17 protein-coding genes are annotated in these 22,653 nt (G+C 59.5%); 6 read left to right on the plus strand and 11 right to left on the minus strand.

Going from position 1 to position 22,653, the window contains the following annotated elements:
* Positions 1-35: 35 nt before the first annotated feature.
* The 4 genes from KJS55_RS06415 (at position 36) to purF (ending at position 6,032) form a co-directional block, all read left to right on the plus strand.
* Entirely contained in the window at positions 36-2,126 is a 2,091-nt protein-coding gene (locus KJS55_RS06415) for a glutamine synthetase III family protein (RefSeq protein ID WP_213542947.1), read from the plus strand.
* Positions 2,127-2,245: 119 nt separating this feature from the next.
* The gene (gene asnB, locus KJS55_RS06420; RefSeq protein ID WP_187028291.1) at positions 2,246-3,823 is read left to right on the plus strand and encodes an asparagine synthase B; all 1,578 of its coding nucleotides are present in this window, start codon (positions 2,246-2,248) and stop codon (positions 3,821-3,823) included.
* 30 nt (positions 3,824-3,853) lie between these two features.
* Complete coding sequence (gene purC / locus KJS55_RS06425) at positions 3,854-4,570, plus strand: phosphoribosylaminoimidazolesuccinocarboxamide synthase (protein ID WP_213542948.1); 717 nt, start codon at positions 3,854-3,856, stop codon at positions 4,568-4,570.
* Complete coding sequence (purF, locus tag KJS55_RS06430; protein WP_428846502.1) at positions 4,560-6,032, plus strand: amidophosphoribosyltransferase; 1,473 nt, start codon at positions 4,560-4,562, stop codon at positions 6,030-6,032. Before purC ends, purF begins: the two co-directional genes overlap by 11 nt.
* A 171-nt stretch (positions 6,033-6,203) precedes the next feature.
* Here the strand turns inward: purF and KJS55_RS06435 are convergent, their stop codons facing one another.
* The 10 genes from KJS55_RS06435 to KJS55_RS06480 all read right to left on the minus strand — a co-directional run bounded on the left by KJS55_RS06435 (position 6,204) and on the right by KJS55_RS06480 (position 17,838).
* Positions 6,204-6,551, minus strand: a complete 348-nt coding sequence (locus KJS55_RS06435) for a 2-dehydro-3-deoxyphosphogluconate aldolase (RefSeq protein ID WP_187027845.1) — start codon at positions 6,549-6,551, stop codon at positions 6,204-6,206.
* A gap of 96 nt (positions 6,552-6,647) precedes the next feature.
* The gene (locus KJS55_RS06440; protein ID WP_187027844.1) at positions 6,648-7,808 is read right to left on the minus strand and encodes a sialidase family protein; all 1,161 of its coding nucleotides are present in this window, start codon (positions 7,806-7,808) and stop codon (positions 6,648-6,650) included.
* 35 nt (positions 7,809-7,843) lie between these two features.
* Complete coding sequence (locus KJS55_RS06445) at positions 7,844-9,361, minus strand: FAD-binding protein (RefSeq protein ID WP_213542949.1); 1,518 nt, start codon at positions 9,359-9,361, stop codon at positions 7,844-7,846.
* On the minus strand, positions 9,358-11,364 hold the full coding sequence (locus KJS55_RS06450) for a TRAP transporter permease (RefSeq protein ID WP_213542950.1): 2,007 nt from the start codon (positions 11,362-11,364) through the stop codon (positions 9,358-9,360). Before KJS55_RS06450 ends, KJS55_RS06445 begins: the two co-directional genes overlap by 4 nt.
* Positions 11,365-11,479: 115 nt before the next feature.
* Positions 11,480-12,232, minus strand: coding sequence for an SDR family NAD(P)-dependent oxidoreductase (locus tag KJS55_RS06455; RefSeq protein ID WP_187027841.1), 753 nt, complete (start codon positions 12,230-12,232; stop codon positions 11,480-11,482).
* A 21-nt stretch (positions 12,233-12,253) separates the two neighbouring features.
* Entirely contained in the window at positions 12,254-13,333 is a 1,080-nt protein-coding gene (locus KJS55_RS06460) for a TAXI family TRAP transporter solute-binding subunit (RefSeq protein ID WP_187027840.1), read from the minus strand.
* A 24-nt stretch (positions 13,334-13,357) separates the two neighbouring features.
* Positions 13,358-14,464: a 4-hydroxythreonine-4-phosphate dehydrogenase PdxA gene (gene pdxA, locus KJS55_RS06465; protein ID WP_187027839.1), complete on the minus strand. Its 1,107-nt coding sequence runs from the start codon at positions 14,462-14,464 to the stop codon at positions 13,358-13,360.
* A 24-nt stretch (positions 14,465-14,488) separates the two neighbouring features.
* The gene (gene dapA, locus KJS55_RS06470) at positions 14,489-15,397 is read right to left on the minus strand and encodes a 4-hydroxy-tetrahydrodipicolinate synthase (RefSeq protein ID WP_187027838.1); all 909 of its coding nucleotides are present in this window, start codon (positions 15,395-15,397) and stop codon (positions 14,489-14,491) included.
* Between the two features lie 27 nt (positions 15,398-15,424).
* Entirely contained in the window at positions 15,425-16,579 is a 1,155-nt protein-coding gene (locus KJS55_RS06475; protein WP_213542951.1) for an iron-containing alcohol dehydrogenase, read from the minus strand.
* Entirely contained in the window at positions 16,573-17,838 is a 1,266-nt protein-coding gene (locus KJS55_RS06480) for a four-carbon acid sugar kinase family protein (RefSeq protein ID WP_187027836.1), read from the minus strand. The genes KJS55_RS06475 and KJS55_RS06480 overlap by 7 nt, the downstream gene beginning before the upstream one ends.
* A 247-nt stretch (positions 17,839-18,085) precedes the next feature.
* Here KJS55_RS06480 and KJS55_RS06485 point away from each other — a divergent pair, with 247 nt between their 5' ends.
* Entirely contained in the window at positions 18,086-19,870 is a 1,785-nt protein-coding gene (locus KJS55_RS06485; RefSeq protein WP_187027835.1) for a sigma-54-dependent transcriptional regulator, read from the plus strand.
* A gap of 709 nt (positions 19,871-20,579) precedes the next feature.
* Here KJS55_RS06485 and KJS55_RS06490 read toward each other — a convergent pair.
* Positions 20,580-21,443 carry a DMT family transporter gene (locus KJS55_RS06490; RefSeq protein WP_213542952.1) on the minus strand — a complete coding sequence of 288 codons (864 nt, stop codon included), beginning with the start codon at positions 21,441-21,443 and terminating at the stop codon, positions 20,580-20,582.
* A gap of 480 nt (positions 21,444-21,923) precedes the next feature.
* Between KJS55_RS06490 and KJS55_RS06495 the strand changes: the two genes are divergently transcribed.
* Positions 21,924-22,535 carry a TetR/AcrR family transcriptional regulator gene (locus KJS55_RS06495; protein WP_187027833.1) on the plus strand — a complete coding sequence of 204 codons (612 nt, stop codon included), beginning with the start codon at positions 21,924-21,926 and terminating at the stop codon, positions 22,533-22,535.
* The last annotated feature ends 118 nt before the right edge of the window (positions 22,536-22,653 follow it).

The raw sequence follows: 22,653 nt of genomic DNA on the forward strand, positions 1-22,653 counted from the left end.
TCGTCGTTTTATTTTTTCTGTGAGGTGACTGTGAAATGCGCGTACCGGAGTATTTTGGAAGCATGGTGTTTGATGACCGGGTGATGAAGGCCCGCCTGTCCGCCGACGTCTACTACTCGCTGAAAAAGACCATTGACGAGGGGGAGAAGCTGGACCTCTCCGTTGCCAACGCCGTGGCGGAGGCCATGAAGGAGTGGGCGGTGGAAAAGGGCGCCACCCACTTCACCCACTGGTTCCAGCCCATGACCGGCATCACGGCGGAAAAGCACGACAGCTTCATCACTCCCGCGCCGGACGGCCGGGTAATTCTGGAGTTTTCCGGCAAGGAGCTCATTAAGGGCGAGCCGGACGCCTCCTCCTTTCCCTCCGGTGGGCTGCGGGCCACCTTTGAGGCCCGGGGCTACACTGCCTGGGACCCCACCTCCTATGCCTTTGTCAAGGGGAAAACCCTCTATATCCCCACGGCCTTCTGTTCCTATGGCGGGGAAGCCCTGGACAAAAAGACTCCCCTGCTCCGCTCCATGGAGGCCCTGAACCGCCAGGCCCTGCGGATTCTCCGGTGCTTTGGCAACGACCGTGTGAAGTGCGTCCATACCTGTGTGGGGCCGGAACAGGAGTATTTCCTGGTGGACGCCGCGGTTTACAAGCGCCGTCCGGACCTCCTCTATACCGGGCGCACCCTCTTTGGCGCCCGGCCGCCCAAAGGCCAGGAGCTGGACGACCACTATTTCGGCTCCATCAAGCCCCGGGTGGCGGCCTTTATGGAGGACCTCGACCAGGAGCTGTGGAAGCTGGGTATCCTGGCCAAAACCGAGCACAACGAGGTGGCCCCCGCCCAGCATGAGCTGGCGCCCATTTACACCACCACCAACCTGGCAACCGACCACAATCAGCTGACCATGGAGCTCATGCAGACCATAGCTGCCCGGCACGGCATGGTGTGCCTGCTGCACGAAAAGCCCTTTGCCGGCGTCAACGGCTCCGGCAAGCACAACAACTGGTCCCTGGCCACGGACGCCGGCGTGAACCTGCTCTCCCCCGGCGAGACGCCTCACGAAAATGCCCAGTTCCTGCTGTTTTTGTGCGCGGTGATTCAGGCCGTGGATAACTACCAGGACCTTCTGCGCACATCGGTTGCCTCCGCCGGGAACGATCACCGGCTGGGCGCCAATGAGGCTCCACCCGCCGTGGTCTCCATCTTCCTGGGCGACGAGCTGACGGCGGTGCTCAAATCCATTGAGGCGGAGGAGCCCTATCAGGGCGCAGAGCGCACCCGGATGAAGCTGGGCGTACCCGCGCTGCCCCGGTTCCTTCGGGACACCACGGACCGCAACCGCACGTCCCCCTTCGCCTTCACAGGCAACAAGTTTGAGTTCCGGATGCTGGGCTCCGCCAACTCCATCGCCTGTGTCAACATCATGCTCAACAGCGCCGTGGCGGACACCCTCCGGCAGTTCGCGGATTGTCTGGAGGGTGCGGAAGACCTGGACGCCGCCATCCACGCTCTGATCAAGGACACCATCCGAACCCACAAGCGCATCATCTTCAACGGCAACGGCTATGACGGCGCCTGGCTGCGGGAGGCGGAAAAGCGGGGCCTATCCAATCTGCGCACAACGCCGGACTGCGTACCCTGCCTCCTGGAGAAGAAAAACGTAGACATGCTCACCGGGCTGAAGGTCTATTCCAAAGCAGAGCTGGAGTCTCGCTATGAGATCACCCTGGAAAACTACTGCAAGTGTGTGAGCATTGAGGCCCTCACGATGGTAGATATGTCCCGCCGGGACATCCTGCCTGCGGTGGAGTGCTATGCCGCCCAGGTCGCCTCCGCTGCCGCCGCCAAAAAGTCCCTGACGCCGGAGCTTCCGTGCCTCTATGAGACGGAGCTGGTGCGCCGGCTCTCCGGCCTTACAGACCGGATTGCCGAACAGACCGGCGCACTGGAACGGCTCATGGCCGAGCTCCAGGCCGGGAGCGGCTTCGCGGCCGTGTCCTGCCGCATCCGGGACGAGGTTCTGCCGGCCATGGGGGCCCTGCGGGCCGCCGTGGACGAGGCTGAGACGCTGACCGCCTCCGACTGCTGGCCCTACCCGACCTACGGGGACCTCCTTTTCAGCGTCCGCTGAGGGGGGCGGTCAGGGCGGTGAAGGGATACCGTCTGAGCCGGGCCATTTCATCATCAAGTTTTTTCAGCGTACCAGCCGGCCACGTCGCGATCTGGTGCGCTGGGTTGGGAGGTAACAAGATGTGTTCCATCATGGGATATTGCGGTCTTGACGCCGATTACGAAGCATTCCGCGAGGGGTTCTTCCGCACCAAGTCCCGGGGGCCTGACGACAGCCGGATCATCGACACTGGCATGGGCCTTCTGGGGTTCCACCGCCTTGCCATCATGGGCCTGACGCCGGAGGGAATGCAGCCCTTCTCCCTGGATGGGAGCTATGTGGTGTGCAACGGTGAAATCTATGGATATGAGCGGATTCGCAGCCAGCTCTCCGGAAAATACGCCTTTGTCAGCGGCTCCGACTGCGAGGTGCTTTTGCCCCTGTACCGGGAGTATGGGGTGGAGATGTTCCGGATGCTGGATGCGGAGTTTGCCTGCATCCTCTTTGACGCGGAGACAGGCAGCTATCTGGCCGCCCGGGACCCCATCGGAATCCGGCCGCTGTTTTACGGCTATGACAGCCGTGGCGTCATCGTCTTTGCCAGCGAGGCCAAAAATCTGGTGGGGTTGGTTGGTGAGATTCACCCCTTCCCCCCCGGGCACTACTATCAGGATGGGCGCTTCATCCGCTACGCGGACATGACCGCCGTGGAACATGTCGTAACAGACGATCTGGATACCATCTGCCAAAACATCCGGGAAAAGCTGATTCGGAGCGTGGAAAAGCGGCTGGTGGCCGACGCCGGGGTGGGCTTTTTGCTCAGCGGCGGACTGGACTCCTCCCTGGTGTGTGCCATTGCGGCCAAAAACCACCCAGAGCCCATTCGCACCTTTGCCATCGGCATGCGGGAGGACGCCATTGACCTCAAATACGCGCGGGAGGTGGCCGCGTATCTCGGCGCCAGCCACACCGAGGTGATCATCACCCGGCAGGATGTTCTGAACGCTCTGGAGCCGGTGGTGGCCCTGCTGGGGACCTATGACATCACCACCATCCGGGCCAGTATCGGCATGTATCTGGTGTGCAGGGCCATCCATGAGACCACCGACATCCGGGTGCTGTTGACCGGAGAGGTCTCCGACGAGCTCTTCGGCTACAAGTACACGGACTTCGCCCCCTCCGCGGCAGAGTTCCAGAAGGAGGCGGAAAAGCGGGTCCGGGAGCTCCACTGCTACGACGTGCTGCGGGCGGACCGCTGCATCTCCGTGAACTCTCTGGAGGCCCGGGTGCCCTTCGGGGACCTGGACTTTGTCCGCTATGTCATGTCCATTGACCCGGAAAAAAAGCGCAACCAATACGGCAAGGGGAAATATCTCCTGCGCCGGGCCTTTGAGGGGGACTATCTGCCCCGGGACATCCTCCTTCGGGAAAAGGCAGCCTTTTCGGACGCAGTGGGGCACTCCATGGTGGATGATCTAAAGGCGTATGCCGAGAGCCGTTATTCGGACGCGGAATTCTCTCAAAAGGTCCGGAAATACGCTGATTCCCCACCCTTTACGAAGGAGTCCCTTCTCTACCGGGAGCTTTTTGAGCGGTATTACCCCGGACAGAGCCGGATGATCCCCGGCTTCTGGATGCCCAACAAAGACTGGCGCGGCTGCGACGTGGACGACCCCTCCGCCCGGGTCTTATCCAACTATGGCGGCAGCGGCGTGTGAGCTGTCAAACATCAACAAGGAGGTATCACTGTGGAAAAAAGAGAGCTGCTGTATGAGGGAAAGGCGAAGCGGGTCTACCGGACCGACGACCCGGAGTCGCTGATCGTCTCCTATAAAGACGACGCCACTGCCTTCAACGGTCTGAAAAAAGGGCGCATTGCCGGCAAGGGCGCCGTAAACAACCAGATGAGCAACCGCCTGATGCGTTATTTGGAGGAAAACGGCGTTCCCACCCATTTCATTGCTGAGCTCAATGAACGAGAGACCCTGGTCAAGCGGGTGAGCGTGATTCCGCTGGAGGTTATTGTCCGCAACATCGCCGCCGGCTCCTTCTCCAAACGCTATGGCGTGGAGGAGGGGGTGGTATTGGACTGCCCCACCTTTGAGTTCTCCTATAAGAACGACGCCCTGGGGGACCCTCTGCTGAACACCAGCCACGCCCTGGCCTTGAATCTGGCGGCGCCGGAGGAACTCACTGTGATCCGCACTCTCGCCCTCCGGGTAAACGAGCTGCTGCGGACATTCTGGGCGGGCTGTGGGATCACTCTGGTAGATTTCAAGCTAGAGTTTGGCCGCCTGCGGAACGGCTCCATCGTCCTGGCGGATGAGATTAGCCCAGACACCTGCCGTCTCTGGGACAGCGGCACCCAGGAAAAGCTGGACAAAGACCGTTTTCGCCAGGACCTGGGCCGCGTGGAGGAGGCATACGCCGAGGTGATGCGGCGGATGACGGAGCATGATGCGTAAGGTGCCGCGCCGGGAGCGCCATTTACATGAGGAGTGCGGCGTGTTCGGCCTGTTCTCTCCGGAGACGGCGGATGTTGCGTCCCTTGCCTATTACGGGCTCTTTGCCCTCCAGCACCGCGGCCAGGAGAGTGCTGGCATTGCCGTGAACGACGATGGGGTGTTCTCCGTCTGGCGGGGTGTGGGGCTGGCAGGCGAGGCACTTCCCCGGCAAAGGCTGCAAAGCCTTGGAGCCGGCCAAATCGCTGTGGGACACGTCCGTTACGCCACCACCGGCTCCGATGCCGCCCTGAACGCCCAGCCCCTGATGATCAATCACTTCAAGGGCCGCATGGCCCTTGCCCACAACGGGAACCTCACCAACTCCATGGAACTGCGCCGGATGCTGGAGGAGCAGGGCTCCATTTTCCACACCACCACGGATTCCGAAGTCATCGCATACCTTCTGGTTCGGGAACGGCTGCGCACGCCGTCCATTGAGGCAGCTGTCCGCTCTGCCATGAACGATCTGGAGGGCGCTTATTCCCTGGTCATTGCCTCTCCCACCAAGCTGATTGCCGTGCGGGACCCCCATGGGTTCCGCCCCTTGTGTATGGGCCGCCGCCCCGACGGGTCCGTGGTGTTCGCCTCAGAATCCTGCGCCCTGGACGCAGTGGGCGCCGTTTTGGAGCGGGACATCCGTCCCGGTGAGATCGTCACCGTGGGGCGGGACGGCGTTCACTCCGATGCCTCCCACTGCGACACGGTCCCCCGGCGGCTGTGCGTGTTTGAGTTCATCTACTTCGCTCGGCCGGACTCCGTCATAGACGGCTGCAGCGTCACCCAGGCCCGGCAGCAGGCCGGCGCGTTTTTGGCCAAGGAGCATCCCGTGGAAGCGGATGTGGTGGTGGGCGTGCCGGATTCCGGGCTGGACGCGGCCCTGGGTTATGCCTCCGCATCCGGCATCCCCTACGCCCTGGGATTCACCAAAAACAAGTATGTGGGCCGTACCTTTTTGGCCCCCACCCAATCCCTGCGGGAGGATGGCGTCAGTTTCAAGTTGAATCCCATTCGTTCCGTAGTGAAGGGGAAGCGGGTGGTACTGGTGGATGATTCCATTGTCCGGGGCACTACCTGCCGTCGTATGATTGATCTGCTGCGCCGTGCGGGGGTCCGGGAAATTCACATGCGGGTCAGCGCCCCGCCCTTTGTATCGCCGTGTTATTACGGGACGGACATAGACAGCGCCGAGGACCTCATCGCAACCCGCCACACCGTGGAGGAGATCGCCCGGATCATCGGCGTGGATTCCCTGGGCTACCTCTCTCTGGAGCATACCGGCCAGCTGGCCGGAGCCGGCGCGGAGGGCTTTTGCACTGCCTGCTTTGGCGGCGGCTATCCCACAGCCGTTCCAAGCGCCGGTCAGAAGGACCGTTTTAGCCAGAAAATCAGCCGGAGTGCATCCCTTGCAGGGCAATCTCCATGATGCAGCCGCGCCGGACCTCCTTTGATTGGGCCCGGACCTTCACACAGGAGCATGAAACGTCCGCCGTTTGAACAAGCGGTTCAAACAGCGGACGTTCTCTCCCCCTGCACACAGCTTTCGCAGGGGCTATCTCGTTTTTCAAACGCATGGATGCGTCCGGTTGTCAGGCGGTCACTTCTGCAGAATATGAATGGCGAAACCGCCAAACTCTCCATCCAGATAGATATTCTTCAGCCTGCCCTCCTCCGTATAGGCGGCGGTGTCCATCCGAAAGGAAAAGCCCTTTTCTCTCAACTCCTCCACGGCGGCGGCCAGATCATCCGTCTGCATGGCAATATGGCCCTTGCTGCCCAGGAACGGAGCCTTCATACACTCAAAGTAATCTCCGGCAAATTCCGATTTTTTTCCGTGGCGCAGCTGCAGATGGAACATTGCGCTCAACAGCTCTGCCAGCTGAAGCGCCTTCTCAGGGCTTTCCGTATTGATCCCTACGTGAACCAGCTCAAATCTGTTTTTCATCACAACCCTCATTTCTCCTCCCGAACCGGGAGAGTCCATCTGTCAAAAGCGGCCCTGCACAGATGACGGCCGCCTTTTAAGGATCAGGCAACCGTTTTATTGGACCTTGGCCGCGGTGGGATTGTAGACGCCCACCCGCTCCCGCTTGCGTCCGATGACGTCCTCTTCGGAGAATGTCATCCACTTTACGCCCCGGCGGGTCTGATAGGCAAAGGCCAGGTGCAGCATTCCATCCTTTCCCTGCATGAGGTAGGGGTACTCGTACTGGCGGTTGTTGGTGGAGTTCTCCTCCCCTACAAAGCCCTCCCCCAGCTCCATGTGGCGGATCAGGGGGAACGTCAGCCCGCCGTCCTCGGAGAGAGCCACGGCCACCGGGCACCGCAGGCCCGGCCATGCGGCCTCGTCCGCCTTCGGCTCTGGTGTACAAGTCGGATTATAGGCAATGGCGATCCGGCCGCTTTTCAGCTTCACGGCACTGATGCTGGAGTTGTTGTTGGGCAGCGGCGTGGGGACCGGTTCAGACCAGGTCTCGCCATAGTCCAAGGACTCGCTGCGGTAAATGAAGTCCGCCGCGCGGCTGCGCATAAACGCCGCCAAATGTCCCGGCTCCAGCTCCACCACGTTGGGATGCACCCGCCCGTGGCTGCCTGGCATGTCCACCCGCCGCCAGGTTTTTCCCTGGTCGTCGGAGAGCCGGAAGGCAGAGGGGTCCCCCGCCAAACCGGAGGCACTGTCGCTGCAGATCCAGTTACCGAAAATCCAGCGTCCGTTGGAGAGGATTTGGATGGGCTGGCGGCAGAACGTGCCCTCCTCCGGGAATACCACATCATAGGTCCCCCAGGTGCGGCCGCCGTCGGTACTGCGCTGGCGGCGCACCACGGAGGTGAACTGCATGTTGTCCTTCCCTTCCATGCGGTCCAGCTGGGCTGTATACATGGCCCACACCTCGCCGCCGGGGGCAAGGAACAGCGAGGGGTTCTGCTCGCTGCGATGGGGATCGCCGGAAACCAGCACCGGCTCGCTCCACCGGCCGCTGTCCTTTTCCAGGCGGGAGCAGATCACGCTGACGTCGGCGCTGCCCTCGTAGGAGCCGGCAAACCACGCGCACAGAAGATCGCCGTTTTCAAGCTCCAGCAGGGTCGGGGCATGAGCGGTTGCGTAGGGGCCTGGGGGCAGCATCGCCTCCACGGTTCCCATCGCGGGGTTTTCATACACGGTGCCGTCAGGCGTCAGCCCGGGCAACACAGGATATTTCATGATTGACACCTCACTTGTCCAAACGTGACGGCCGTTCAGATCGTAAATTCCCGCTCATAGGCGGGGTCCATCTCGGGGTAATCCAGGCGGTTATGGGTACCGCGGCTCTCCCTGCGGTTCAGCGCGGCCTGCAAAATCATTCGGATGGAGAGGGCGCTTTGCTCCGTGAAGCTGTCCGCCCGCAGCTCGCCGCTTTGAAGGAGAGCGTCCAGCGCCTCCCCCGCCGCCGCCAGCTCCTTACCGCTGCGGTAGATGCCCAAAGCCCCGGCGCCGATCTCACGCACCTTGGGGAGAAGACGCTCCCGGGCAGCAAGGTCCTCCCGATAGGTGACGGGCTGCTCTTGCGGTGCCTTTTCCGGCACACCGTTTCTTGCGATGCCCTCCGCGCACAGCATGCCGGAGAGGGCTGCCTGGCTGCCGGCGTTGCCGGCACAGCGGCAGGCGCCGTGGATACCGCCGCAGGCCTCGCCTACAGCGTAGAGTCCCGGAACATTGGAGGCGTAGTCCAGATTTACCTGGATGCCGCCGGAGAAGCTGTGAACCATGGGACCAATTTCCAACTGCTGTTCATTGGGGTCGCAGCCGCTGTGCATCAGCCGGTCAAAGAACCAGGGATAAGACTTCAAAACCGCCCGGTCTACATGCCGCAGGTCCAGATAGACGCCCCCGTGGGGGCTTCCCTTTCCCGCCTGGACTTCTTTCCAAGCCTCCCGGTTGATCAGGGATTTGGAGGCCCCCGCCTCGCCCTGGGGCCGTACCCGCAGCAAGAAGCGCTCTCCTTCGGCGTTGCGGAGATACCCGCCCTCGCCCAGCATGGCCGTTGGAGAGGGCTCGCCCGCCGCCCCAGGCGGGTCCAGAATCACCAGGGGCTCAAACTCCATAAACTCCATGTCAACCATCTCAGCGCCGGCCTTTTTCGCCATTCCCAGGGTATTCCCCTGAATGTCTCCGGGATAGGTAGACTTGCCCAACAGATTGCCGGCGCCGCCCCAGGCCGCCACCACCACGGGTGCATAGACCTGGCGGAGCTTTCCCTGCTCCCGGACCGTCATGCCGGCCACCGCGCCCTGCTCCGTCAGCAGGTCCACCACCTGGCAGTTGCGGTAGATTTTCACGCCGGCCGCTTCCAGCTTGGGGAGCATGACCTTCATGATCTCTTCCCCGATCAGCTCTGTCGTCTGGCATAAAGAACGGGGATACGTGTGGCCTGAGACGTGGCGCAGCTTAATGGAACCGTCGGCGTTGTGGGCAAAGGTGACGCCCCAGCGCCGCAGCAGCTCATAGCCTTCCACCGTGTGCCGGGCCATGTCCTGCACCAGCTCACGGTTTCCAATCTCATAGCCGGCGTGGATCATATCCTCGCAGTATTGTTCCGGTGTGTCCCCATAGGGATTGTCCGGTAAAACAAAGTTGATGGCCGCGATATATGGTGTACCGCCAAAGCCATTGGCGTACAGGGCAATCTCTGTGATGCCGAGTTCCGTCAAACGGGCCGCCGTTGTCAGCGCCGCAAGGCCCATTCCGGCGATGGCCACCTGATGCCGCTCATTCATGCGCTGACGCCTCCGGCCACTGTTTTCTTCGCGCGTCCCATGTTCAAGAACAAAATCACAATGCCCAGCACCGCGCCGATAATCGAACTGATCATCTCCGGTGCGATCAGGCACAGCGCCGCCACGAACAGCAGCGTCCGCTCAAACTTGTTCATGTTGCACTTGAAGAAGCCCGCCACCATCACGGCCAGGAAATAGGTGCCCAGGGCCAGCTGCGCCGTGGCGATGACGATCTCCACCAGCGTGCCCTCCAGCAGGATGGGGGGATTGTAGACAAACACAAAGGGAACCAGGAAGCCCACCATGGCATAGGTGAAGCCCTTCAGTCCGGTTTTCATGGCGTTGGCGTCCGCGATACCCGCCGCTGTATACGACGCCACGCACACCGGCGGCGTGATCTGGGCCATGATGCCATAATAGAACACGAACATGTTCGCGCAGAGGTTGGAGGTAAAGTCGGCCATGCCGCCAGCCAGCAGAATGGGCCGGATGCAGGGCACGAACAGGATCACACCCACCAAATAGGCCGCCACTGTGGGCAAAGCCATGCCCAGGATCATGCAGCCCACCATGGCGATTAGCAATGCCAGGAAGAGGTTGCTGGTGCCCAGGGCGCTGATGAGGTTGGAGAGGTTCGTGGCAAGAGAGGTCTGGCCCGTGACCACGTTGATGATGATACCGCAGGCAGCCGTGGGGATGGCGATGCTGGCGGCCTGCTTGGCGCCGTCGATGCAGCAGGCGCCCAGGCCCTTGAGGTCAATAAAGTCCTCTTTATTGACGAAGTAATTGATCACATTACAGGCAATGCAGGCAAAGATTCCGATCATGCCGGCACGCATCAGGGATGCGCCGCGGATAATCCAAACCACCAGCAGCACGGCGGGCAGCAGCAGATACAGCCGGGGCAGGATTTTCCGGTCCACCCGGATAGAGGCGTCCACGGTGCCGTCAATGTTGGCGGCGCGCTTGGCCGCGACACGGTCCACCAGGACAAACACGGCGAAGTAGTAGGCAATGGCGGGAATGATGGCCGCAACGGCAATCTTCATGTAGTTCACGCCCAGCATCTCCGCCATGATGAAGGCGCCCACGCCCATGATGGGGGGCATGATCTGGCCGCCGGTAGAGGCAACCGCCTCCACAGCGCCGGCCTCCTCAGGCTCATAGCCAATCTTCTTCATCATGGGGATGGTCATCACACCGGTGGTAGCCACGTTCGCAACCGCGGAGCCGGAGATCATGCCCATCAGACCGGAAGACAGAACCGCCGCCTTCGCGGGGCCGCCGGAGGACTTGTTGGACACCTTCATGCCCATGTCAATGAGCAGCTGGCCGCCGCCAATGGTGGAGAAGAAGGAGCCGAACACGATGAAGTAGAACAGTGTGCTGGCAGAGGTAAACAAAGGGGTTCCGAACACGCCGCTCTCCGTCATGGTCATGCCGGCTGTAAACTGGTTCAGGAACTTCAGCATGCTGGACTTGGGCTTTGTATAGAAAATACCGGGCAGATACGGGGACACCCAGGCGTAGACGATGAACACCGTGATAAACACCGCCAGCGTCAGTCCCAGGGTGCGGTAGACCGCCATCAGCAGCAGCAAAATGGTCACAACCATGCCGATGTAGTCCATGATATAGACGTCGGAGATGCCGATGACGAAGTCCGTCAGCCGCTCGTTTTGCGTCAGGACATACCAGAGCATGTACCCGATGCCCACGAAGGCAGGCAGATCCAGCCAATTGGTCCAGGCCCGCTTCTTCATCACGGCGGGGTCCGGCGCGGTTCCCGCGGCCTCGGCGGCCTTGCGGATCTTCTTCCGGTAGTTGTAGTCAGCGGGGAAATACACATACACCAAAGTCAGCGCAAAAATCAGATGCAGGGGGCTTTGGAGCATGGGTGGGAATTGCTTAATCAGCGCGATATACATCTGGAACGCAAAGAACGCCACTGTAACCGCAATGGCGGCAATATTGCGCAGGTTCCACTTTTTGTTGTTTTCCACGTTTTCTCCTCCTCATCAAAGGAACTGGATTTCAGGGGGGCAAACGGCCGGACGGGCGGGGTCTCACCCGTCCGGCCTCATCAGATGATGGCGCTCACACACGGGAGGGCAAAGGTCAATTCATGTATTTGCCGCCGTTGACATTGATGGATTCCCCCACAATGAAGGCGGACATCTCCGATGCCAGAAATACGGCCACATTGGCAACATCCTCTCCCGTTCCTAAGCGGCGCAGGGGAATGGCGCTGTAGACCTTCTCCCGGTACTCCGGCGTCCACTGCTGGGACATATCCGTTTCAATGGGACCCGGGCATACGGCGTTCACCCGGATTCCGGAGGGCGCCAGATCATAGGCCAGCTTTTGTGTCAAAGAATTGATGCCGGCCTTGCTGACGCCATAGCAGATCGAGGCATTTGGATGGGCTGTCTTTCCGGCGGAGGAGGACATATTGATGATGCAGCCGCTCTTTTGCTCCAGCATATGGGGCACCACGCATTTACAGGTGTAAAACGCACTGGTGAGGTTTGTGCGGAGCATCCTGTCCCATTCCTCCAGCGGCAGGTCCTCAAAGCGGTAACGGCTGTTGATTCCGGCATTGTTTACCAGGGTGTCAATCCTTCCATACGCGGACAGGCAGGTTTCCGCCAGGCGCCGGGCAGTGTCATACTCCCCGATATCTCCCGCCACATACTCGCAGCGCGCCCCCATGCCCCGGATCTCTTCTCGCAGCGCTTCCAGGGCCGTCTGGTTTGTCCCGTGGATCACCAGATCCGCCCCATGCTCCGCAAAGGCCAGGGCAATTGCTTTTCCGATTCCCCGGGAGGAGCCGGTGACAATGGCCGCATTTCCTTTTAAAAGCTCAGACATGCAAGATCGCTCTTTTCCGCATCAGGCGTCGTAAGGATAGCCGTTCTCCTCATAGTAGCGGATGGCGCCGGGATGCAGGGGCGCGCCGCACATCTCAGCAGAGCCGGCGGTCTGGGGATCGAAGTAGCCAAGAGACGCAACCGCCTGAGCCATCTCGTCCTTGTTCTCGCACATGGCCTTGGTCAGGGCATAGGCCAGCTCCTCGTCCATGCTGGCGGGAACCAGAACATTCTGCTGGGAACCCATGGAGTTGATGTCGGTGTCCTGGCCGTTCCAGGTGCCGGCCTCCATGACGATGGGGGCATACCCCATGGTCTGCATGTTGGCCAGAGCCTCATCGCCCAGCTGGACGAAGTACATGTCGTGGGTCAGGCAGATTTCGGTGGTGGTGGCCTGGCCGGCGTCGATGTGGTCAATGGTCATATCGTACAGGTCGTCCTGCAGGCCGCTCTTGATGGCGTCCGTGCCGGTCTTCTCCCAGGTGGCGAAGGAGAGGAAATCCTCCACAGAGCTTCCGCAGGCCTCAATCACGCGCTCTGCGGTCAGCTCGCCCAGGGAGCCGTTCTTCTTGGTGATCAGCTTGATGGGATAGCGGTCAGCGATGACCTCCTCCAGAGAGGTATAGCCGGTCTCGTCCACGAACTTCTGGGTGAACATCACGATGGTGAAGGTGTGGCCCAGGCCGCCGCCCAGGGTGGTGATGTCCGTGCAGCCGCCGAAGTCATACTCGTCAGGCGTCATAGTATAGCTCCACTGGGAGGGGCCGGCGTTGGAGACAATCAGATCGCACTCCTCGTTCTGGATCAGCACAGGAGCTCCCACGCCGCCGGGAGAGTTGGTGGTCAGGTCGATGGTGGAGCCCTCAGGCAGACCCTTCATCATGGCGCTCTGGATGGCGGCGGCTACGGAGTAGGCACCGGTGCCCACCTCCTGGGCGGCCAGGGTCAGGTTGACCGGGCCGTTCAGCCCCTCGCCAGAGACGCTCTCCTCAGTTTGTGCGTCATCGGAGTCATCGGGGGCCTCCTCCAGCTTCTGGTCGCAGGCCATCAGGGACATCGCCATCAGCATCGCAAGAAACAGGGCAGAAATCTTCTTAAACATGTTGGTTCCTCCTTAAAATTTTTATCAACAACCGCCCAGCGGTGCAGATACAGCTTCATGCTCTTTCGCAAGGGCCATCCGGATGCCGTAGTCCATGGCATTCACCAGGCTCAGCTCGTTGGCGTGGCCGTCTCCGGCATGGCCGAAGCCCGTCCCATGGTCCACGCTGGCCCGGATGATGGGAAGCCCCAGCGTCACATTCACCCCGGCTACGGCGTCCCAGTGGCCCTCGGCCTTATTATAGACAAAGCCCTTGACCTTCAGGGGAATGTGCCCCTGGTCGTGGTACATAACCACCACAATGTCGTACCAGCCGCCAAGGGCCTTGGAAAATACGGTGTCGGGCGGGGTAGGCTTCTTTTCCACCACGTTGATGCCCTCCGCCAGGGCCGCATCAATGGCGGGCTGAATCTCCTCAATCTCCTCCGTGCCGAACATCCCGTTTTCGCCGCAGTGGGGGTTGAGGCCCGCCACTGCAATCTTGGGTTCCTTGATGCCGATGGCCTTGCAGCCGGCATTGGCAATGCGGATGACGTCCAGCACCCGGTCCTTCTTCACCCGGTCGCAGGCCTCCCGCAGGGAGACGTGGGTGGACACGTGGACCACCCGCAGGTCCTCATGGGCCAGCATCATGGTGTACTTGGAGGTGTGGGTGTAGTCGGCGTAAATCTCCGTGTGGCCGGAGTAGTGGTGGCCGGCCATGTTGATGGCCTCCTTGCTCAGGGCGTTGGTAATGGTAGCGTCCACCTCGCCGGCCTGGGCCAGCTCAATCACCTTCACCACATACTGGAAAGCCGCCTCACCGCCCAGGGCCGTGGCGCCCAGGCCAAAAGGCTTGGGGTCGGCGCTGTCGCCGGGGATATCCTCCGACTTGACAAGGCCCAGATCATAGACGTCGATGACGCCGTACTCAAAGCGCGCCTCGCTGACCGCGTGAACGGCCCGCACCTGCACGTCGATGCCGGAGACCTTCCTGGCCACCCGGGCGGCGTACTCCATGGAGCTGACATCGCCCACCACCAGCGGGCGGCAGCGGTCGTAAACCGTCTTGTCGGACAGCGCTTTGACGGTAATCTCCGGGCCGTTGCCGAAGGGGTCGCCCATGGAGATTCCCAGAATCGGTTTTTTCATATGTTCCTCCTTATGGCCGCGGCCTCAGCGCAGGCCGTTGGCCTTGCAGAGCTCCAGCGCCTTCTTCAGCGCCTCCATTCCCTGGTCGGAAAGCTGGCAGAACGGCTTGCGGCAGCTGCCCACGGGATAGCCCAGGAGCCCGGCGGCAATCTTGATGATCGTGTTGGGGTTGCCGTACTGGAACACGGCTCTGAGAGGCCGGATGCTGTCCTGCACCCGCATGGCCCTCTCCAGGTCTCCGGCCATATAGGCCTCATAGATCTCCACCATGGTGCCGGGGAACACGTTGGCGCAGCCGGCGATGCCGCCCTTGCCGCCAAACACCAGCGCAGGCAGGATCAGGGAGTCATTGCCGGAGAGGACGCTGAATTCCTTGTCCAAGCCGCGGGTCTGCTCAATATATTGCTTGAGATTGTCGAAGTTTCCGCTGGAGTCCTTGGCCCCCACGATATTGGGTGCATTCTTTGCAAGCTTGGCCACTGTGGCGGGACTCAGCGCGTTGCCGGTGCGGGCGGGAATATTATAAAGCACAATCGGCAGGTCCACCGCTTCAGCAACTGCCATATAGTGGGCATACAGCTCGTCCTGGGACGCCGCTGCGAAGTAGGGCGTAATAATGGACAGCACGTCCGCTCCCATGGCCGCCGCCTTTTTGCTCATTTCAATGGTCTCTTTGGTTGTAATGCAACCCGTGCCCGCATATACCGGGACGCGGTGGTTGGTCTCCTCGATGACCACCTCCAGCACCCGGTCCTTCTCAGCGGCGCTCAGGGCGTAGGCCTCGCCGTTGGTGCCGAAGGCAAAGATGCCATGAACGCCGGCCTCAATCTCTCGGTTGACCTGACTGCGCAGCTCCTGCTCGTTGATGGACTCGTCCGCGTTCATAGGGGTCAGGATCGGAGGAATGATGCCCTGAATCGAGACGTTTTTCATATCAGCTCTCTCCTTATCAAACAGATCTCACAAAACTTCCTGATAGATGCGGCGGGCGTCGTCCGGCGTCACCTCGCGCATGTTATTCACCAGCAGCCGTGTAACCTCCATTCCGGAGGCTACCAGCGCTTCCAGGTCCTCCTTTGGAACCCCGAACTCCGTGAGACTGGTGGGAATGTCCAGATGCTTCACAATCCCCTCCAGCTTGGCGATGACCGCGGCGCTCTTGTCCTCCACCGTGGCGGCTCCGCCGCGGATGCAGCGGTCATAGGCCGCCGCCAGACGCTCCCGGCAGGCGGGCTCGTTGAAGCGCATGACCGGCGCCAGCAAAATGGCATTGGACACGCCGTGGGCAATGTGGTACTTGCCGCCCAAGGGATAGCTCAGGGCGTGAACGGCGGTGGTTCCCGAGGCGGTAATGGCCACACCCGCGTAGAAGCTGGCGATCTGCATCTGGTTTTTGGCGTCCATGGCCTCCGGATCATCGCAGGCCTTTTCAATGTTGTTGAGGATCATGTCCAGCGCCTGCAGCGAAAAGATGTCGCTGAAGGGGTTGGCCTTGTTGGAGGTCCAGCACTCGATGGCATGGGCCAAGGCGTCCACACCCGTGGCGGCGGCAATCTTCCTGGGGAGCTTTTTGATCATCTCCGCATCCAGAATCACATAGTCCGCAATCATGTTGGTGTTCACGATGCCCACCTTCAGCTGCTTTTCCGGCACAGCCACGATGGCGTTGGGCGTTGCCTCGGAGCCGGTGCCCGCGGTAGTGGGAATCATCAGGGTTTTGACGCACTTCTTTGCCCGGCCCGGTGTGTCCAACAGCTCCTTCACGCCGTACTCGTCGGTCATCAGGATGGAGGCGAGCTTGGCAGTGTCCTGTACGCTGCCGCCGCCAACGGCCATGATGAAGTCCGCGCCATAGGCCTTGCACTGGTCCACCAGCTTCTGCGCCTCCAGATAGGAGGGCTCCGCCGGCAGGTCGTCCAGAATAGTGTATGCCACGCCGGCTTTCTGAACCCTTGCCATAGGCAGTTCCAGCAGCCCGGCTCCTTCAATTCCCTTGTCCGTAAAAATCGCCAGATGTTTTACCTGATTCTCCGTCAAAATCTCTACGATCCGCTCCAGCGCGTCCTTGCCGCTGAACACCGCATGGGGCATTTTCAGTTCATATTTCGTCAGCATGCCGTATCCTCCTTCTGATTTCCGCCGCCCACCAGGGCCGCCAGTTCACAAAACAGCCGGGGCTCCCCAAAGCCGCCGGATTTTGAAATGATATAGTAAGATTTTCCACGGTAAGCAAAGCTCGTCAGCACCGTTCCGGTGTCCATTTCGCAGATGGGCGTCAGCTCGTTCACACCCACGGCCCGCATCAGTGCCAGGAGAGTATCCCCGCCGGTGCAGAGCATCGTGGCATCCAGGCCGCCGTCCAAAAGCCGCTTCATGATGCAGGCCAGCTGGACGGCAATCCGCTCCCGCAGCTCTCCAGTTGTCAAGTGGTGTGCCCTTGCGTACGCACTCGTGTCCTCTGTCCCATCCGGATCATTGACATCCATGATGCACCGTCCGTTTTCCCGGACCGCCTCCAGCCAGAGGGCAATCTTTTCCCTGCACTCCTGACTCTCCAGCCAGGCCGGCTCTAGTTTCTGCTCTGGAGTAAGATGGATATGTACAAATCCGTGTTGTTCCGCCATTCGCATCTGACGCAGGGTTACAGGGTTCACACTGCCACAGGCCACCAGAAAGAGTGCGGGCAGCCGGGGCTGTCTTGGTGCGGGTCCGTGGAGTTTCAGAAGGTCCGCCAGCGCGGCGGCAAATCCGGCGCAGCCGGCGGAAATATGCACTCCCTCTGTTCCCAGCGCCCGGCTCAGCCGCGCCAGGTCCGCGTCTGTCTCGGCGTCGTAAATCTGAATCCCCGGGCAAACAGGCGCCGCATCCCCGCTCAGCCGGTGGATGACCGTCGGTTTTTCCGTCTGACTTCTCAGGATGTCCGGCAGAAATGAGACCGTCACCGGTTCAAAGGGGTCCTGTCCAAAGATACTCTCCGCCACCGGCACGCCGTCCACATAATGAACGCCATTGCGCGTCACCCGGTTGAGTTTGGGAAACGCCGGCAGGAACGGCATCACATCGGCGTCCGCCGCATCCATCACGGCGGCCAGCTCGCTGCCCACATTCCCCCGCAGGGCGGAATCCGTCTTTTTATAAATGTAGGGAACGCCGGCTTCCCTGGCGTTTCGGGCCACATGGTACACCACGTCGTAAGCTTTCTGAGGCGGCAGATGGCGGGTTTCCGCCACCATCACCAATACCTCCGCATCTGTCTCCAAGAAGTCACAGTCCAGGTCCGTGACCACGCGGGTAGCCGCGCCTCTGGCCGCAAACTGCACGCCGGCATCCAGTGCACCCGAGAAGTCATCCGCAATCATCAGCAGTTTGATCATCTGTTTGCTCCTCTATGGGTGTTTATTTTTGAAATACTTGTTGGGAGTATTTTGTGCGGCTTTTGTATTTACAAGAGCTTCACAAAGGTTTTTCTGATGTTTTAAGTTTATCATATTCGCTTCTCAAAAATTTCTCAATCTTTTTCGCTTTTATTATCGTTCATTTTTGAAACGCACAGAAAAATATTGCTTTATTTTTGTGCATTTGATATAATCCGTTTCAAGTTGAAACACGCGGAGGGTGGATATGAGCAGTCGGATTCGCGTTCTTGGCATTGCCCCTTACGAGGGCATGAAAACATTGATGTCCCGTGTGGTGAGCGATTATCCTCAAATTGATTTAACGCTCTTTGTTGGCGACCGGGAACAGGGCCTGGAAATTGCAAAAAGCAATTTCCACGGCAATTATGACGCCGTGATTTCCCGCGGCAGTACGGCCACCATGCTGCGGCAGGACCTCTCGATCCCAGTCATTGAGATTGAGCTTTCGATGTATGACATTCTCTGTGCGATCCGGCTGACAGACGGGATGGATGGAAAAATTGCCGTCGTCTCCGCGGCCAATATCGCGGAGAGCGCCCAGCAGCTATGCACTTTGATGAATTACGATATCGACGTCTATACCTACGCCTCGCAAGACACCCCGGAGCCCACGCTGCGGCGTTTGCAGGCCAAGCATTATCAGGCCATTCTCGGCGACATGGTCTCCAACACCATTGCCAAACGTTTAGGGCTCAATTCTTTTTTGATTACATCCTCCGTGGAGAGCATCCGAAAGGCCTTTGATCAGGTTTTGCTGCTGTGCCGCAGCCAGCAGCACCTGCGGGATGAAAATCTGTTCTTCCGGGATCTCATGAAGGGTCAGATCGGGAATACCATGGTCTTCGATCAGGATGGCAGTTTGTTTCTCTCCACTCTGGAAAATCCAAAGCCGGAGCTGCTGGAGCTTTTGCGCCGGGAGCTGCCGGAGTCTCAGTCAGAAACGGAGCGCCGCATTATCCGCAATTTAAACGGGATGCTTTACGCCATCCGCGCCAAGCGCATTTCCACTGGCAGCCTCAATTATACCGCGTTCTTCTTCGACGCCCGGAGGACTCCTCTCTCCCCCAACCAGGTAGGCATCCGCTTCTCCACCCGCCCTGAGGCGGAGAGCGCCTTTTACAGCAGTATTTTCAGCTTTGCCGGCAGCATCAGCGACTATCAGCAGGACATCAACCACATCAGTCAGAGCAGCGCCCCGGTCATGGTGACGGGGGAGGACGGAACCGGCAAGGAGTCCATTGTCAGCGTCCTCTATATGCGGGGCCCCCTGCGAAACGGTCCGCTGGTGTCCATCAGCTGCAGCCTGCTGAATGAAAAAAGCTGGTCCTTCCTGCTGGAGCATCATAATTCTCCCTTGGCGGATCAGGACAACACCCTGTATTTCGCCAGCATCGACGCCCTCTCCCACGAGCGGCAGCAGCAACTGCTGGCAGCCTTATCGGAAATGGATGTGTGCCGGCGAAACCGGGTCATTTTCTCCTGTGTCTGTCAGGCCGGCGAATATATCTCCGCCGTAGGCTCCTTGTTCATGGACAAGCTTCAATGCCTGTCCCTGTATCTGCCCCCCCTGCGGCAGATGGCGGAGCGGATTCCCGCTCTTGTAAACCTCTCCCTCAGCCATTTGAATGCGGACCTGCCCCAGCGGATGGTAGGTGCGGAGCCAGAGGCGATTTCCCTGCTGCAGAACTTTCAGTGGCCTCACAACTATACGCAGTTCCGCAGGGTCATCCGGGAACTGGCCATCACCTCCACCGGGCAGTTCATCACAGCCGAGAACGTCCGACAGGCGCTTCGGAAGGAACGTCATGTGGGAACCTTTGCCCTCCACGCAGAAAATACGGCGGAACCCTTGAATTTGAACCAAACCATGAATGAAATCAATCAGGATGTGGCGCTACGGGTTGTAGCGGAAATGGGCGGAAATCAAACCGCCGCGGCGAAGCGTCTTGGGATCAGCCGCACCACGCTCTGGCGTCTTTTGCAGCGGTGAGGCCCGCCGCAGATGAGCCCGCTTCTCCCAGCGGCGGCCCTCATCATTGTCTGTGCCGCGTCGATATGAATGTCTCCCTTCCACATCCGCCATGGACATCTATGCCTGCGGCGAGTTCTGGAACGTGCGCAGCTCTTCTTCAAAAACGGGGCGTTTGCGCCGGGATGCGCGCCAAATGCCCCGTTCCTTTCGGGCCGGGGCATTCCTCCTTCCCTGGCGGCATCCCGGGTCCCCCCTGCTCTCCTTCCAGCGGAGGCGCGGTTCCTGCGGCCCTCCCATGTCTTTTTTAATCGCACGCAAATGGCGGTTTTCATGATATCGGGCGGCAGAAACTCCCACTCAGCCGGCAGACGTCTTTATGCGCGGCGCTCTTCCGTCCGGTAACTGCGCTCTCCCAGATTAGCAAAGCGGGCTGGAAAACGCCCTTCGTTTTGGCGTTCACATCCGCGATCCCATACAGAAGCGGCAGCCTTGCTATGCGCAAGGCTGCCGTTCCTATGGATGAGGCAGGTGTTTGATCTCCTTTTGTCTTCTCAGTCTCTGTGCCAGATAGCGCCGAGGTTCTCCAGATTCGTGTATCCGCCCACACCGGCGCTCTCCATGTTTTGGCGCTGGCGGATTCCCTGGCAAAGAGAATCTCCGCAGTTCTCCACGGCGGTTTTCCGCCGCCATGTGAAACATGGCCCTTTGCGTCAAATGAGAGGTACGCTCACTGTCTCGCCCATGTCTCATTTAAAGTGGCAAAGCCCAAGATCAGCGCTCCGCCGATGATTTGAAATCCTGTGATGCTCTCATTGAGAAAGGCAACGGATACGATCACTGCCACAAGGGGGTCCATATAGCTGAGAATCGCCGCCTCCTGTCCAGGCAGCTCTCGGAGTGATGAGAAATACATACAGTAAGTAACGCCTGTATGGAACAGGCCGACAATCAGCAGATTGATCCAACCGCTCCCGCTCAGGTCTCCCAAATGCACACCGCCGGTCATCAGGACATATGGACTCAGAATCAAAATTGCGGACAGGAACTGTAAAAACGTGCGGTGAATTCCCGTAACCTGTTTGATAAACTTGTTCAGCAATATCACCGCGGCATAAAAGACTGCGGCGCCAAGTCCAAACGCAATTCCGATGAGGTCCGTTCCGGACCGTCCAAATCCACTGACGCCGATGATCAGAATCAGGCCTATGGTGGACATGCAGGAGCAGAGCAGTTGTCTCCCGGTCATTCGCTCCCGAAACAAAAACGGACAGACCACTGTCACCAGGATGGGGGCAAAGTAATAACTCAGCGTGGCCACCGAGACCGTTGTGTACCGGTACGCCTCAAAGAGAAACACCCAGTTCAACCCCATAGCAATTCCCGATACCAGCAATAAGGGCAGCTCCCTGCGGATATCCGGCAAGCGGATTCCCCTCTTTGTCACCAGAAGGTAGAGCCCAATCAGGAGCGCCGCCAGAACTGCCCGATAGAGCGCCAGCTCACCGGAGGAGACAGAGATTCCGCGCACAAACAGCCCAAGGGTTCCAAAAATCGTCATGGAGGCGATGATCTGTATTCTTGCTCTTTTCATGTTGTTTTGATCCTTCCGCTTGATCGTCTCTCTGGCTGCCGCGCGAAAAGCCCGTGTTCTGGCGTTTTTCCAACACTCCACAGCCAGATGGCAGGTCCCCGCTGTCAGGGACGCAGACCAGGCACCCGCCGCTCTTTTCCGGAAAAGGGGCCGTGCCGCCTGCGGGGGGAGCTTCCCGCCCTTCCCTTGCACCTTTGCCTCCACTTCTATGGGCCACCGGCAGAAAGTGCCATTTCCTTTTAAAAGTAACATTTCAGGCGGGCCGCGTCAATCCTTTTGATATGTGTGCCGCTGCTTAGCCGCAAGCAAAGGGGCAAGCTCCCGGCGGAATTCGGCAGGGAGCATGGTTTGTTCTTACAGAATAGACAAGCCTGCGCTTTCTCAGGATGGGACGTCCGGGACAAGTTTCTCTTGTATTTCTGTCCTTCACGGTGTAAAATAAAAACAAACTTATTGTTTCATCTTTATTGGGAGGATCGTATGCCCAAGGTAGCGTATTCGGAAGCGGAGCGCCAGCGAATCAGAACCGCCCTGATATCTGTGGGGCTGGAGCTGATGGCCAAGCAAGGCATCCAGCATACAACGGTGGAACAGATCTATCAGGCAGTCGGCATCTCCCGCACCTTTTTTTACTCCTTTTTCCCCACGAAGGAGGACCTTGTTGTAGAGACGCTGTATCTCCAGCAGCCCCGTATCCTTGCATATATTCGCACGCTCCTGTCTGATCCAACACTCAGCTGGCGGCAGGCAGTTGAGCAGTTTCTCTATGCCTGCTGCTATGGCGAGAAACATGGAATCGCTATTTTAACTGTGGAAGACCAGCAGCGGCTTTTCCGGCGGTTATCCAAGGAGAGCTACCGCCTATTTCGTGAAAAGCAGTTCCGTCTCTTTCACGACATTCTGGAATGTCTCGGAATTCGGGCAGATGCGGCCAAGGTCCATCTGTTCACAAATTTGAGCCTGACTGTGATGGTGATCCGTCGGGCCATCCCGGACAGCCTGCCGCTTTTGGTTCCGGAGGCAGCGGATGAAACTGTGGCCTTCCAGATTCACGCAATCGTGGATTGTCTGGAATCCATGAAACAGATGTAGAGACTCTTCTACAAAGGATTTCCCACTCAGGACTCCGTCTGAAGCACGTTGGATTTCGGCGGAGTTTTTCATTCCCCCAATAAAGACAAATATAAAAAATCATTTTTATTGTTGGGGG

It is taken from the genome of Pusillibacter faecalis, from assembly GCF_018408705.1.
Lineage (GTDB): Bacteria > Bacillota > Clostridia > Oscillospirales > Oscillospiraceae > Oscillibacter > Oscillibacter faecalis.